The organism is Sneathiella sp. (genome assembly GCF_002694385.1).
In the GTDB taxonomy this organism is placed as follows: domain Bacteria; phylum Pseudomonadota; class Alphaproteobacteria; order Sneathiellales; family Sneathiellaceae; genus Sneathiella.
On record NZ_NZMB01000011.1, the window covers coordinates 1 to 15,027 of the forward strand.

At 48.8% G+C, this 15,027-nt stretch carries 15 protein-coding genes and 1 pseudogene; 14 read left to right on the forward strand and 2 right to left on the reverse strand.

Annotated features, from left to right (window positions below):
• The first annotated feature begins 154 nt into the window (after positions 1–154).
• The 14 genes and pseudogenes from CMN55_RS06260 (at position 155) to CMN55_RS06320 (ending at position 13,063) form a co-directional block, all read left to right on the forward strand.
• A complete protein-coding gene (locus tag CMN55_RS06260; protein ID WP_293948689.1) occupies positions 155–862 on the forward strand; it encodes an IS6 family transposase in 708 nt (235 codons plus the stop codon).
• Positions 863–1,162: 300 nt separating this feature from the next.
• On the forward strand, positions 1,163–2,095 hold the full coding sequence (locus tag CMN55_RS06265; protein WP_293948690.1) for a glycosyltransferase family 2 protein: 933 nt from the start codon (positions 1,163–1,165) through the stop codon (positions 2,093–2,095).
• A complete protein-coding gene (locus CMN55_RS06270) occupies positions 2,073–2,765 on the forward strand; it encodes a class I SAM-dependent methyltransferase (RefSeq protein ID WP_293948691.1) in 693 nt (230 codons plus the stop codon). The genes CMN55_RS06265 and CMN55_RS06270 overlap by 23 nt, the downstream gene beginning before the upstream one ends.
• Positions 2,766–2,776: 11 nt before the next feature.
• Complete coding sequence (locus tag CMN55_RS06275) at positions 2,777–3,757, forward strand: methyltransferase domain-containing protein (RefSeq protein ID WP_293948692.1); 981 nt, start codon at positions 2,777–2,779, stop codon at positions 3,755–3,757.
• A complete protein-coding gene (locus CMN55_RS06280; RefSeq protein WP_293948693.1) occupies positions 3,744–4,679 on the forward strand; it encodes a glycoside hydrolase family protein in 936 nt (311 codons plus the stop codon). The genes CMN55_RS06275 and CMN55_RS06280 overlap by 14 nt, the downstream gene beginning before the upstream one ends.
• Positions 4,676–5,350 carry an acetyltransferase gene (locus CMN55_RS06285; protein WP_293948694.1) on the forward strand — a complete coding sequence of 225 codons (675 nt, stop codon included), beginning with the start codon at positions 4,676–4,678 and terminating at the stop codon, positions 5,348–5,350. Before CMN55_RS06280 ends, CMN55_RS06285 begins: the two co-directional genes overlap by 4 nt.
• A 1-nt stretch (position 5,351) precedes the next feature.
• A complete protein-coding gene (locus CMN55_RS06290) occupies positions 5,352–5,591 on the forward strand; it encodes an acyl carrier protein (protein ID WP_293948695.1) in 240 nt (79 codons plus the stop codon).
• Entirely contained in the window at positions 5,581–6,321 is a 741-nt protein-coding gene (locus CMN55_RS06295) for an SDR family NAD(P)-dependent oxidoreductase (protein ID WP_293948696.1), read from the forward strand. The genes CMN55_RS06290 and CMN55_RS06295 overlap by 11 nt, the downstream gene beginning before the upstream one ends.
• 2 nt (positions 6,322–6,323) lie before the next feature.
• Entirely contained in the window at positions 6,324–7,118 is a 795-nt protein-coding gene (locus CMN55_RS06300) for a GNAT family N-acetyltransferase (RefSeq protein WP_293948697.1), read from the forward strand.
• 77 nt (positions 7,119–7,195) lie between these two features.
• Complete coding sequence (locus CMN55_RS06305; RefSeq protein ID WP_293948698.1) at positions 7,196–8,740, forward strand: AMP-binding protein; 1,545 nt, start codon at positions 7,196–7,198, stop codon at positions 8,738–8,740.
• Positions 8,741–8,759: 19 nt separating this feature from the next.
• Positions 8,760–9,164 carry a GtrA family protein gene (locus CMN55_RS06310; RefSeq protein ID WP_293948699.1) on the forward strand — a complete coding sequence of 135 codons (405 nt, stop codon included), beginning with the start codon at positions 8,760–8,762 and terminating at the stop codon, positions 9,162–9,164.
• A 962-nt stretch (positions 9,165–10,126) separates the two neighbouring features.
• Positions 10,127–10,353, forward strand: a pseudogene (locus CMN55_RS17090) (AMP-binding enzyme); the annotation flags it as partial.
• Between the two features lie 48 nt (positions 10,354–10,401).
• Positions 10,402–12,036, forward strand: a complete 1,635-nt coding sequence (locus CMN55_RS06315; protein WP_293948700.1) for an acyl-CoA synthetase — start codon at positions 10,402–10,404, stop codon at positions 12,034–12,036.
• Positions 12,037–12,232: 196 nt separating this feature from the next.
• Positions 12,233–13,063, forward strand: coding sequence for a phytanoyl-CoA dioxygenase family protein (locus CMN55_RS06320; RefSeq protein WP_293948701.1), 831 nt, complete (start codon positions 12,233–12,235; stop codon positions 13,061–13,063).
• 19 nt (positions 13,064–13,082) lie between these two features.
• Here CMN55_RS06320 and CMN55_RS06325 read toward each other — a convergent pair whose 3' ends face one another.
• Both CMN55_RS06325 and CMN55_RS06330 read right to left on the reverse strand, forming a co-directional pair.
• Positions 13,083–14,585 carry an aspartate kinase gene (locus CMN55_RS06325; RefSeq protein ID WP_293948702.1) on the reverse strand — a complete coding sequence of 501 codons (1,503 nt, stop codon included), beginning with the start codon at positions 14,583–14,585 and terminating at the stop codon, positions 13,083–13,085.
• Between the two features lie 19 nt (positions 14,586–14,604).
• The gene (locus tag CMN55_RS06330) at positions 14,605–15,009 is read right to left on the reverse strand and encodes an ectoine synthase (RefSeq protein WP_293948703.1); all 405 of its coding nucleotides are present in this window, start codon (positions 15,007–15,009) and stop codon (positions 14,605–14,607) included.
• Positions 15,010–15,027 lie beyond the last annotated feature (18 nt).

Sequence of the window (15,027 nt, forward strand, 5' to 3'; positions counted from 1 at the left end):
GGGCGATCATCTGCTCAAGTTTGGTTGGGGTCGCTGATGGCGTTTTGGCATTGGCTGAACTTGTTGCCTTATGCCGGTTACGGTGTGGTGATTTGGGGGCACTGTCAGAAGAAAATAGCTTGTCGCCCAATCTATCGTTTTTTACTCTGCGTGAATGACAGAACATAATCCTTTCCGGTATTTCAAAACCTCACCTGAGATCATCCGCCTAGCCGTGATGATGTATGTCCGATTTCCGCTTTCCCTTCGCAATGTTGAAGACCTTCTTCATGAACGGGGTATCGATATTTGCCATGAGACTGTGCGTTATTGGTGGAACAAATTTGGCTTAATGTTCGCAAATGAAATCCGTAAGAAGCGGATCCATCCGTCTCACAATTATTCAAACTGGAAATGGCACCTTGATGAGGTCTTTGTGAAGATCAATGGTGAAACACACTATTTGTGGCGTGCCGTCGACCACGAGGGCGAAGTGCTGGAAGCCTATGTTTCCAAGCGCCGCGATCGCAAGGCAGCAATTGTTTTCCTCAAGAAACTTATGAAACGGTATGGAAAACCTCATGTGATTGTAACGGACAGATTACGTTCTTACCGTGCCGCTATGAAATCCATCGGAAATGCCGAAGTTCAAGAGTTAGGTCGGTGGAAGAATAATCGCTGTGAAAACTCTCATCTGCCGTTTCGACGACGAGAATACGCAATGCTGCAATTCAGGCGCTTGCAAAGCTTGCAGAAATTTGTCTCAATCCACTCATCAATCCATAACCACTTCAACCATGAACGCCACCTAACCAGCCGAGGAGAATTCAAGCTTCAGAGAAATGCTGCATTGGTCGAGTGGCAGCAACTTAGTGCGGTATAATACGGGCGCCGCTACGCAATTTTACGCCATACAGAGACGACGTCGCATTAGTCTGACAGCACCTTCGGGATTGTTGCTGGTGGATAGTACAAAAGTTGCCCCATTTTATATGAAAAACCATCAAACAAAGATGAACGAGCATCTTCAAATCGCAACGCTTGCAATCCCACAATGCCATCGCATAATATCAGCAACATGATGAGCGAAAACCTCACTCTGTTCAAACCAATACAAGCTTATTTATTATGATGGTGGACATTGTAGTATGGGCTCTCCAAAATATACGAAATACATACGCCTATGAAACTATCAATTGTATCGACCTTGTATAAATCGGCTGCTCATATTGCGGAGTTTCATGAACGCATCAGCAAGGCGGCTAAGGAATTGGTAGGTCAGGATTACGAAATAGTGCTGGTAAATGACGGTTCGCCTGACGACAGCCTGGAACTTGCTATCGAGATTGCTGACAGGGATGATCATGTCTGTATTGTCGATCTGTCGCGTAATTTTGGTCACCACAAGGCAATGATGGCCGGACTTGCGCACTCCAAAGGTGACTATGTTTTTCTGATTGATAGTGATCTGGAAGAAGATCCTGATTGGCTCAGGGCTTTTTCAATACAAATGGCGGAGGAAAACTGCGATGTTGTCTATGGCATACAGAGCCAACGCAAGGGCGGATGGTTTGAGAGATGGTCCGGGAATTTATATTACAGGGTTTTCAAACTCCTGATAGATATTGATCATCCAACAAATATCACGACGGTCAGACTTATGACCCGGCGATATGTAGACGCTTTGTTGACCTATAAAGAACGGGCAATTGTTATTTCCGGTTTGTGGGTGTTAACGGGGTTTGATCAAAAACCGCGATTGGTGACAAAAAAGTCCAGCAGCCCGACGACCTATAGTTTGGTTCATAAGTTATCTCATGCGGTGAACGTTATTACGTCGTTTAGCAGCAGGCCCTTGATTTTCATTTTCTTTACGGGGCTGATTATTTTCTTATTATCAATGGCCTATGTGGTGTTTATTGTTCTCAATCGACTGCTGTTTATGACACCCCTCGATGGGTGGACATCTGTCATGGCATCAATTTGGCTGTTGGGGGGGATCATAATCTCGTTTATAGGAATAATTGGAATCTATTTATCAAAGATTTTTATTGAAACTAAAGAACGTCCGAATGTGATTGTCAGGGGCCTTTATGGAAAACACGGCAGAGATTGACGAGAGATACACCAAATTTTATGGCGATAGAAAGCATACAAAAGTTTATCCGACAGAGTTTGTTGTGCGGACATTGCTGGCCGATTACCCTGGTCTGAACTACCAAAAACCGCAGGCCGGAAATTCAATTCTGGATATGGCTTTTGGCGATGGACGAAATACTGCTTTTCTGTGTGATTTAGGGCTGGATGTATCTGGAATTGAAATATCCCGTGGCATCATTGAACAGACAGGGGCCCGATTGAAATCGCTGGGGTACGCGCCTGAGTTGCGGGTCGGGCGAAACAGCAATATCCCTTTCGAGAATGAAACCTTCGACTATATCCTCGCCTGTCACTGCTGCTACTATTGTGATGAGGGAGAAACTCTGCTCGATAACCTCAATGAATATCAACGTGTTATGAAGCCTGGCGGCGTGCTGATAGCCTCCGTTGCAGACAAAACATCATATATTTTCCGGAATGCCGAAGAGATGGGTGATGGCTCGATGCGAATAGCCGGAGACCCCTATGGAAACCGGAATGGATATCGGCTCCACGGCTTTTCAGCAGAAAAGGATATCGAAGAATATTTTTCACAGTATTTTGGCAATTTTTCATTTGGACATGCGAACAATGATTATTACGGTCGGCGTGAAAAGTTATTTTGGATCGTTTGCCAAAAGAAATGAGACGTATCAGTATGAAAAGCATGCCATATCGCTGCCCGGTCTGTAAAAGCGAGTTATCAATTGAAGCGGGTGTCGGGTTGCGGTGTTCAAACGCACATACATTCGAATTTGTAGAGGGCACCACCATTCCGTTATTCGACAGCGAAAACAGCGATGCCAATGAATATACAATTTCTAATGCGGCGGAAATTCACGAAAACGCCTTGAGATGGGTCTTCAACACATACAGTACCAGTGAAGAAGAGCTCAGGGAAAACCTCTTGTCCAGATTACGGTTGGTGGCAGGGCAAAAGGTCCTGATAACCGGTGTCGGGGGAGGAAATGATTTGCCGTATCTCGCGGGGAAAGTCGGGAAGAACGGCATTATTTTTGCCCAGGATTATGCCGGTGAGATGTTGCTGTCAGCCGTTGAGCGATCGGCTGACATTTATGGTTTGGCAGAATACAACATCGAATTTTCAATCAGTGACGCAACAAACCTGCCATTTCATGATGGCTATTTTGATGCTGTTTTCCATTTTGGGGGGTTGAATTTATTTTCTGATGTTGCGGCAGGAATTTCAGAAATGGACCGGGTTGTCAAAGACGGCGGCAGGGTCGTGTTTGGCGATGAGGGGCTTGCTCCCTGGCTAAAAGATACAGATTATGGGCGTATGATCATAAATAACAATCCATTGTTGAATTTCTCGGCGCCGCTTGAACATATCCCGACGACGGCAAGACATCTGAATTTATCCTGGGATCCAAGCTATTGTTTTTACATCATTGATTATACTGCGGCGAAAGAGCCTCTACCCCTAAACATTGATGTTCCCCATGTCGGCACCCGTGGCGGGTCGATCCGCACCCGATATTTTGGACAATTGGAAGGGGTGGACCCCGATCTCAAGGCGGCGCTGTATGCGGAAGCAAAAAAGCGGGGAATAGATAGGGTGTCGTTTCTTGAAGCGATTTTGCGGGACGGCCTGGAAAGAAAAGATGATAACGGATAAATTCAACTGGAAGAAAAAAGGTCTTTTGTTTGAACCGCCCATATCCGGCTTTTCTCATGGGTCCCATCCATGCATCATCCACAAAAAAGGCAATGACTTTGTCGTGGCATTCACCTGTCGTGATGTAGAAAGACGATCTCATATTTTCCTGTCGGATGCGGTTGTATCGGACGGAGAAATCAGACTTATGGGGCAGCCAAAACTGGTTCTGGCACCTGGGGATCCCGGATACTTCGATTGTGATGGCGTCATTAGCGGGTGCTTTGTGGCGCATAGTGGGGTCTGTTACCTTTATTTTGTTGGATGGCAAAATCTGCCTGAAGGGCTTTGGATTTGCGATACTGGCAGAGCAATTGTAGATATTGAAAAGCTGGAGGCAAAAAAGGAATATCTGGGCCCTGTCTTGGGTAGGGATAAAACTAATCCGCTATTCGCCGCAGCTACCGCGTTTCATATCGATAGTGGAGGGCGTTGGCACGCGTGGTTTAATTCTGGTATTCACTGGAAGAAAACCTCAGAAGGATGGAGCCATCGCTATGGCTTTCATCATGCGGAATCCGGTGACGGGGTTGACTGGATATGTGAAACCGAGATGTGCATACCATTTGCCGATGAATATGAATATGCGTTTGGACGGCCCAGTGTGGTTTATTGGGATAATTTATTTCATATGTGGTTTGCCCATCGCGCGACTAAGGATATTGACACGTATCGCATTGGTTTCGCGTCGTCGAAGGATGGCCTAAACTGGGAAAGGAATGATGCGATCGCAGGTATCGATGTGTCCAGTGAGGGGTGGGATTCCGAAATGATTTGCTATCCTTCCGTGTTCTTGCACCAAGGTCAAAAGTATATGCTTTATAACGGTAATGGCTATGGAAGTACGGGTTTTGGCTATGCTGTGATAGAGGATCAAAAATGAAAAAAGTCATTTTAGCTGGAAATGCCACAACCGCGGATATTCTGAACAGCTATCTCGCTCATGATGACCGGTACGAAGTCATAGGACTTGCTGTGGATGATGATTATGTGGAGCGGGGGAGCGTAACTGGATTTGAGTCGAGCATTACCTTGTCCAAATTAAAAGATACACATAGTCCGCGGGATTGCGTCATCATCATGGCCATGGGATATGATGATTTAAACAAAACAAGACAATCCATGTTTCAGCGTCTGAAGAAAACGGGGTACAGCATTGAAACCTATGTACACCCAGATGCAAATATTTATTCCGATCATCCATTGGGAGAGGGATGCGTTATCCTCCCTTCCGCGGTGATTGAGCCGCATGTTCGAATAGGCGCAAACACAATGATCTGGAGTAATACGACACTCGCCCATCATTGTAGCGTTGCAGAGAATTGCTGGATCGCGTCCGGCGCAGTTATTTCCGGGAAGGCCCATATCAAGGACAATTGCTTTATTGGCGTTAATGCAACAATCGTAAATGGCAAGACTGTTGGTGAATATTGTGTTATTGGCGGCGGGGTTTTAATCACAAAGGATACTAAACCTTCCTCGGTGCATTTGTCGCGATCAGGGGAGGAACTTCGTTTCACCTCTGAAGAATATGTGAAATTTTTTGGAATTTAAAATGAATGAGAAGTTGGTTTCAGTTCTAGCTGAAGTATTTAACTTGCAACCGGATCAGATCGTACCTGAACTCACGAAAGAAAATGTGGGAAGCTGGGATTCGTTAAAGCAAATGGACCTTGTAATATCTCTTGAGCGGCAATATGGCGTAACTCTCCAGGTTGAGGATATTATTCAGCTGGTGTCCGTCGCAAAAATTGCGGAAGTACTGAAACGGAAGGGCGTCGATCTTGGAGATTAAGGGGGCAGTCGCGTTAGTGACCGGCGGCGCCAATGGACTTGGGTTGGCAATCGCGACGTTTTTGAGTGAGCAGGGTGCGCATGTTGTCGTTGGCGATCTTGATGAAGATGCGCTGTCCGGGCTTGGGGGAGAATTTGATCATCACGTGCTTGATGTAACCTGTCCCGATAACGTTACTAAAGTCGTAAATGATATTGTTAAGAAACACGGCCGTATTGACATTCTGGTCAATAATGCAGGGGTCATATTTAATGAGCCTCTGGTAAACATTATGAACCCAGAAGGCATGATCCATGACTATACGCGTTTTCGTAACTCAATCGCCGTCAATCTGGACTCAGTCTTCCTCATGACCGGAGCTGTCGTTGAGCATATGATCAAAGGCCGGACGAAGGGCTGTATCGTTAATATCAGCTCAATTAGCGCGCGCGGAAATGAAGGGCAAACTGCCTATTCGGCAGCAAAGAGCGGCGTTAATGCCATGACGGTTACTTGGTCGAAGGAACTCGGGAGAATGGGGATCAGATGTAACGCAATCGCGCCGGGATTCATCAATACCGGATCGACCAATTCCGCCCTTACCGAAACGACAATCAACCATATCGTAGCAAACACACCAGTTCGGCGTTTGGGGGAAGCCAAAGAAGTTGCACAGGCAGTTGTCAGTGTCATAAGCAATGATTTCATCAATGGCACAATCCTGGAGGTAAATGGCGGGATTACGATTTGACGATGCGGCGGCTTGAAAAAAAAGACTACGGCCTTGTATATGAATTATACAAAGATCTTGACTATTTCTTTCCCCTTATTGTCGCGGTCTTGCTGGATGAGCAAGAGGGCGCTGTTTTTGTCGATCACGTGAATTCGCCCTCTATGGCTTATGTTGAACATGCCTTCGGCTTTTCCCAGATATTTGGCAACTCATCGAAATTAAACGGATTTCTGGAAAGTTGGACGTCTTGGCTGTTGCGAGAAAAACAGTTCCGTACCGAAAAAGTCCGGCTGTATTCCCCACCGCCGTCCGGATCGTTTCTAACGGAAACAAAAAGCGTCGCTCTTTCCGAGAGACAGCGGTTCTACCTCGATCCAGACCGGTTTTCGAAACAGCGGGAACGTTCCTGCAGCAACATCCCGGCTGATATCAAGGGGCGTAAACTGACAAAAGACGATCTCGATGACATTGAAAACACTTTTCACGTCGTCACGCGATTTTGGAGAAACCCGGATGATTTCCTGGAGAAAGCAAATCCCTATTTGATAACCTATCAAAATAAATTCGCGTCACTATGCTATTCTGCGGCAACGGCGGATGGATATGCCGAGATTGATGTTGTCACATTGCCGGAATACAGAAAACTGGGGTTGGCGCGTCATGCGGTGACAGGGTTTATAGAAAATTGCCACGAAGCCGGCATTTGTCCGCTTTGGGATTGCTTTACAAATAATGAGGGGTCAGTGGCTCTCGCCGCGGCGGTAGGGTTCATGCCTCGAAATCCGCCATATAATTTTTTCACAATTAACAAATGATATAGATTGCGTCTGCGTTTTCTATATGTACAGACTTTTGCCGTGCAACAATGGCCGCCACACAATGGACGTGGATTATGACAGAGTATTTTTATAATTTAGGCTTGTCGTTCTCAACTGCCGCAAAGACGCACGGCGCCTGCATTGCTTTGCGGTATCCGGACAAGCAATATAGCTATGCCGACTTGTTGGGCTGGGTCGAAAGCCTTGCGACGCGGTTGCTGGCCAATAATCTGCAACGAGGCGATGTTATTGCTATCGGCGGCAGTAAAAGCCCTCTTTCATATGCGTTGATGCTGGCTGCGTTGCGATTGGGTGTTGTGTATGTAAATCTGGATGTTGCCTCGCCCTTGTCGAGAAATTTACGCATAGTAAAGCTTAGCGGTGCGAAGCATATTTTCTACGACGATCCTGAATATTTTCCGGCTATGGAAGAGCTGGCACAAAGTAGTCATTGTAAAATATTATCTCTGGATTTTGAAGCTCTCCCGGAAGTAGCGTCTGCTGATCGGGAGTTACAGCATAACCTGATGCAAAAGGTGGATGGCGCGACCATCGCCTATGTGATGTTCACTTCTGGGTCTACGGGCGAGCCGAAAGGGGTTGCGGTTACGCATCAAAACGTCCTGCATTTTATCTCATGGGGTATTGCGCGTTTCCAGATTGGCAATCAGGATAATTTCGCCAATATCAGCCCGATGTATTTCGATAATTCGGTATTCGATTTTTATGTCGGCCTGTTTTCCGGGGCGTCGCTCACTCCGGTTTCACGCAAATTGCTAACCAGCCCTTATGATCTGGTCGCGCATGTCGGAAACATGCAATGCACGATCTGGTTTTCTGTTCCGTCAATGCTGATTTATCTTATGGCAATGAAAGCGATGACCCCAAAAGCACTGCCCCGCTTGCGGCGTATTATTTTTGGTGGTGAAGGTTATCCAAAGTCTGAATTAAAAAAGCTGTTTGACTTGTTTCACACGCAAGCAATTTTGGTCAATGTTTACGGCCCGACGGAATGCACCTGCATCTGCAGTGCCTATGATATCAGCAGTCATGACTTCACAGATCTGGAGGGACTGCCACCGCTCGGGCAACTCAATCAAAATTTTGACTATCGCATTCTGGATGACCAGGACGAGGATGCTAAGGTTGGAGAACTTTGTCTGATCGGCCCTAATGTGGCGGCTGGTTACTTCAATGATCTACAGCGGACGACGTCTTCATTTTTTACTTTGGCCATTCCCCGGTTTTTCATGAAGCAAATGTACCGTACCGGGGACATTGTCCGGGAGTCTGACGGAATACTCTATTTCAATGGGCGTAAAGATAACCAGATCAAGCACATGGGATACCGTATTGAGCTGGAGGAGATCGAGCATGCATTGGCGAAGCTTCCCGGCGTCAACCAATCGGCTGTGATCTATCAAAGAACGAATGCCGCTTATGGCAAGCTGGTTGGCTTTATTGCAAGTGCGACGGAAATTGATGAGAAAGATTTAAAAGAAAAGCTGGGCGATCTCCTGCCGGATTATATGATACCGAGTGTAATAATTGTCAGAACCGATCTGCCGAAAAATGCAAATGGCAAGGTCGACAGGCAAAAACTCGGCACATTGATTTGAAATACGCGTAAAGTCTTTAATGGTAAAATTTTCAGACATCTATCAAATCATTCGTTTTGGAATCGTAGGTGTGCTCAACAACTTGCTGGGCTACGTTATCTATCTGCTGCTCACCTATTTTTGGCTGGACCCAAAAGTCGCAGTTACAATTCTTTACCCTATTGGGGTTCTGGTCGCTTATTTCAGTCATGCAAAATATTCTTTTGCGCATCAGGGAAAGCACATATGGGCAATCGGCCGGTTTTTTTCTTCCTATTTTCTCTGTTATTGGCTCAATTTATCGATGCTGTATCTATTTTCAGACAGGCTGGGCTTTCCCCATCAGATAGTTCAGGCATTCGCCATCGTTATGGTTGGCGGCGTTCTATACCTGTTGCTTAAATTCTTTGTGTTCTGGCGTCATTCGACAGAAGATGGTAAATGATTTTGCTCTGAGATTTCGGGCGACGAAGGTGCTCGGATATTTCTGAGTAAGGAATATCTATGAGACGCGGATATCAAGCAGGCAGGCTTTGTCATGTATGAACGGCTCCAATTTTGCAAGAGATAAATTGAAACAACCGTAATCGAAGTGGTTGCGGTCATGTGTTTGGCCGACTTTATCAAAAGAAAACTGCTTGTTTGTCACTTTCTCGACTACTAGCTTCCGAGTATGACACAAAAGAACCCATTCCGATATTTTAAACCTCATCTGAGATCAACTGCCTAGCGATCAGATTTGCACTTTACTCTTGGCAATGTTGAAAGTTTTCTTCGTGAATGTAGCATAGATATTTGCCCTGAAACAGCTCGCTAATGGTGGAATAGATTTGGGTCGATGTTCGCTGTGAGATCCGGAAGAAACGGGCCATAGTCTAAACAATCGCTGTGAAAACTCACACCTGCCATTTCGGTGACGAGAGCAGGCGATGCTGGTATTAGGTGCCGAAGTTTTTTTGAGCCGATATTTGACGCAAACTCATCATAAACCTTTACGGCATGGGTATTCAGCTTACGCCAGTGTTCAACCTGCATACCTGAAAGGCGTAGCTGCTTTTTCAGTTTCTGATGAACACTGCGGTGGGCTTGGGTGAGAACGTAGGCCAGATTTTCGATGACAGATCATTTTGCGAACTGAAGCGGCTGGGCGGATGAATGATCTCACTAGCTGAAAGCCTGCATGTTTATCGGGGAGCATTTTCAAACGCAATATCGGGGGCGGTATTACTGCAAAGTCCAGAATTTAATGCGGCGGGTCCGGAAAAATACAAGGAGGCGCGGAAATAATTTGATCTCTTACTGGTTTCAACATTGCCAATTAAGGTGCAGAAAGTTCCGGGCTCTGACGCCCCCTCGCGGAATATGTGACCCACGCATTTAAGATGGTTGGTAATACATCGGCTTTTAATTCCGGACGACAGGTTCGGCGAGGAAGTCTGCGCCTGGATCATCCCGCGAGATGGGCCGAGCTAACGGAGGGCATGATAAAAGCATACTGTCAAAACCAGATTGCTCATTATAAGATCCCCAGATACGTCAGGGTGGTGTCGGAACTGCCTCTGACAGTCACCGGAAAGCTCCAGAAGTTTGTTATGCGGGATGAAATGTTGAAAATACTGGGCCAAAGTGACTAGACAGAATCAGCCGAGACCCTAAATTGGCTATTGGGAGGGGACAACGGGATGGATTTACAGCAGCAGAATCGCGATTATCAAACCGCCAAATCGGAATACACCCTGCAAATTCCGGACAACTTCAATTTTGCCTTCGATGTTATCGACCGGCGTGCGGCAGAGAGAGACGATGTTGCCGTGATTGCTGTTTCGCGCGGTGGATCCGAAATCGAAGAGCAGCAGTATTCGAAATTTTCCGAAAATTCCAACCGGCTGGCGAATGCCCTCCGTGCGCTCGGCATTGCGAAAGGAGATTTTGGCTGTGTCATTATCGGGCGCGTACCGTCCTGGTACACTGTCTTGTTCGCCTGTATGAAAATCGGCGCTGTGTCGATGCCGGGCACCAATCTTCTGACGGCGAAGGATATCGCCTACCGGATACAGGCCTCTAAAGCACGGTTCCTGGTCGTCACCTCGGAACATTGCGCTAAATTTGAGGAGGTCCGCGACCAGTGTCCGACGATCGAACATTGTATCGTGGTGGACGGAACCTACCCGGGCTGGCTTTCGCTGGGAGACCTGCTGGAAAATGCTTCTCCGGTGCTTGATCGCGGTGATGCGGGCAATATCCAGTCCACCGACATGATGATGGCCTATTTTACCTCGGGCACGACATCGCTGCCCAAAATGGTACCACGGGATTTTGGTTATGCTCTGGCTCATGCTGCAACGGCGCTGTTCTGGATGGACCTGCGCGAAGGCGATGTCCATTGGACATTGACGGATACGGGATGGGCGAAGGCAGCATGGGGCCTTCTGTTTCCACCACTGCTCGCCGGGGCGAAGGTTGTTTTATATGATGGAGAAGGGGCGTTTGATCCGATTTTCCATCTCAAACTTCTCGAGAAGCTTGGCGTGTCGACTTTTTGCGCGCCGCCGACAGTTTACCGGCTTTTCGCGCAGCAAAATCTCGACGGCTATGATTTTTCCTCGCTCCGCCGGTCTCTGGGCGCGGGAGAGCCGCTCAATCCGGAGGTTATCAGATATTGGGAAAAGCATACCGGCAATGTCATCGCCGATGGTTATGGTCAGACTGAGACGATAAATATCGTCGGTAATTATCCGGGTGTTGAAGTCCGCTATGGATCAATGGGCATGCCGGTTCCGGGTTTCACCATTGATATTGTTGATGAGGATGGCAACCGCATGCCCGATAATGAAGTCGGGCATATAGCTGTTAAAACCGGAACGGCGGCATGGCCTCCCGGATTATTCACGGGGTACTTTACGGGGGCAGAGCCGGATATGTCCGCTTTCCGCAATGGCTGGTATTACACCGGCGACACGGCGAAACGGGACGCGGACGGGTATTTCTGGTTTGAAGGCCGGGCCGACGATCTTATCAGTTCGGGCGGATACCGTATCAGCCCCTTTGAAGTCGAAAGCGCCCTCCTTGAGCATCCCGAAGTTGTCGAAAGCGCCGTCATCGGAATGCCCGATGAAACCAGGGGGCAGCTGGTCAAGGCCTATATAATTCTTAAAGATCCAAAAATGGCGAGTGATGCGCTTGTGGCCGAAATTCAGGATTTTTGCAAGAATCTGACAGCACCCTATAAATACCCGAGGAAAATCGAATTTGTTACGACATTGCCGAAGACAATCTCCGGTAAGATCAGGCGCGTTGAACTGCGCGAGGAAAACTGAGCGAAATCTTGGATAGTTATGATTACGCCAGCTCTTCTTCGAATGGGTTCTTCCGCCGCCTGCGCGCAGATCATAGCCGCAGAATTTTAAGTCCATTCGCTTCATGCCGAGGCGAAGGAGCAGCAGCGACCATGTTTTCACCGATGTTGTATCCTATATGAAGAAAACGCGAAATCTGGGCCACAGTGAGGACAACATGAACAAGAAAATGACGCGGAGTGTTACACCGGAAGAAATAGCCACCTTTCAGAAAGATGGCGTTGTCTGTCTGCGCGGCTTTTTCAATAGTGACTGGGTGGAGCGGCTCCGCGATCTGATCGAGGAGGATATTGCGGCTCCGTCTGGCATGGTCAAGAGCATTGACGCGGAAGGCGCAACAGGCTTTTTCTTTGGTGACACCTTTGTCTGTCATCATATCGAAGGGTTCAGGGATGCGGTTTTCAACTCCCCTGCGCCAGAGATCGCTGCCTCTGTTCTCAAGGCCGACAAAGTCAATTTATTGTTCGATCAGATTCTGGTGAAGGAGCCGGATACCTCGACCCCGACACCCTGGCATCAGGATTACACATACTGGCCGGTGGCCGGGGATCAGGTCGCCACCCTGTGGCTGGCACTCGATCCTGTGACGTTTGAGAGTGGTGCGGTGGAATATTTACGCGGGTCTCACCGCTGGGGGCAGAAATTTCTCGCCATCAGTTTCGATCCTGGCCAGAAATATGAGGAGGAACTACCGGAGGTTCCGGATATTGAGAACAATCGCGGGAAATATGATATTGTTTCCTTTGAGCTGGAGCCAGGTGATTGCACCCTCCATCATGCTCTGACCCTGCATGGCGCACAACCGAACCGGCTCGCCAATGTGCGCCGCCGCGCCTATATCCAGCGCTGGACCGGCGATGATGTCACCTACAATCCGCGCCCAAATCTACAGAAGATGCTGCGCGACCCCATGATCCCGCCGGGGGCGCCGCTGGATAGCGACCTGTTCCCGGTCGTCTGGCGACGCGGGGCAAGCGCGCGTTTCTGATTTGAGTCCACACGCTTGTTCAGGCGGCGGATTTTTTGGCGTCGGGCAGGTCATAGCCCGTATCCTCGATAAGCGCCTTGTGCAGAAGTTCGACGGCCTCCGCATAGCTGCCGTCCGCAAAGGCAAGCTGGATATCGACACCGCGCCCGGAAACATGCGTGGCAAGAAGTTCGAGATCGGAGCTTTCAATTGCTGAAATGGCATCGCCAAGGATGTTCTTTGCCCGCAGGTTGGCGCCGATTGCCGAGACAATATCGACTTTCCGGGTTTGAATCTCCGCGCCGGGCTGGTGCTTCTGGATATTCTCTATCACGCGGCGGAGCTGCTTCATCGGCGCAGAAACATAGAAGGTCATCGTATTGGCGTTCATGCTCCAGCTCACCAGCGGTACCTTGAAGCGCCGGAACGCGGTCAGGGCGATTTCTCCAGAGCCGGGGATGCCGACCATATCCTGATCAAACACCTCGACTTCAAAGGCGTTTTCAAGACCGGTAATAATTTCGATGCGCGCCTCGTCCGGTGTCCAGCTCTCGTCAATAACGGTGCCGGGATGGTTCGGCTCGAACGTATTCACGATCCGGAGCGGGATGCCCTGCTGGCGCAGGCCTTTTGCAGCGCGCGGGTGAATTGCTTCCATACCCATGTTGGAAAGCTGGTCGGCGACATCATAGTTGGTCCGGCCGATGGGTTGCACCTTGTCGGCGCCGACAATCCGGGGATCCGCGCTGGAGAGGTGGAATTCCTTGTGTATCACGGCCTCTTTCGCTCCGGTGGCGCAGGCGATTGCGGAGAATGTCACTTCTGAATATCCGCGTCCGTACAATCCCATCAGGCCGTCTGCGGCCTGGGTGTAACCGGTGACGATGGGCATCACGGTCTCGACATTAATATCGGCAAAGGCATCGTGGATGCGATCTTCAAGGCTCATGCTTTCGCTTTCTCGCCAGCCAGAAAGATCAACAAACTCGGCATTTACACCCCGACGGCGCAGCAGCAGCATTGTGTTATGGGCGCTGTGGGCTTCCCCGATGCCGCTGATCATTTCCCGCACCGTCATCAGATGCTCCTTGAGCTTGAAATGCCCATAGCCGCAGATCCGCTGCAGATCGATCAGGCAGCTCCGCACGCCCTCAACCCGCTCCTGCACGAAGCGGTCCGCGAGCTTGCGATCCGCCTCGTCATCAAAAGCATCGGCGTTAAGCGCCAGCATATGGCTTTGCACCCTGGACAGGGCATCTCCCCACGCCCAGTCATTTTCCGACCCGGCATAAAGCGCATAAACGCCCGGTTCGCCCGTTTTCTTGTTTTCCAGCAGCATGTCCGTGATGCCGCCATAGGCGGAAACAACGAAAATCCGGTTATAAAGCGCATCCCCTTTTCTGTTGCCGATCAGGATATTATCGAACACCACCTCGATATTTGACATCGAGGTGCCGCCAATTTTATGAACGGTATGCGAGCCGCCACTCTGTGCAGCCTTCTCTGTTGTCCGGGTTTGGCTTGTTTTACTGTTACTGGTCATTGGTTCCGTTTCCGCGTTGTCACGCGTTTTGTAGCGCTTCATCGTTCAATTTATAGGCACCGTCCGCATCATGGACCTCGCGGCCATTTAAGGGGGGATTAAAGGCGCAGGCGAGCTGCATATCCTCGGTCCCGCCGCGCAGGAGGTGCTGGTCATTCTTGTTCAGAATATAGACGGTGCCGGGCTCTATCTTGTAGACCTTGCCATCGCTGACGGTTTCCACTTCGCCATTGCCGGAAATGCAGTAAACCGTCTCGAAATGGTTTTTGTACCAGATCGGCGTTTCCGTTCCGGCGTAGATTGTCGTGATATGGAAGGAAAACCCCATGCCGTCGTCTGCCAGGGAAAGGCGGACGCTTTGCCAGGTATCTGTTTTTACGGTGCGGTTTGAGTTTTCACACTCTTTAAGCGTGCGAACGATCATATTAGTCTCCTGAATGTC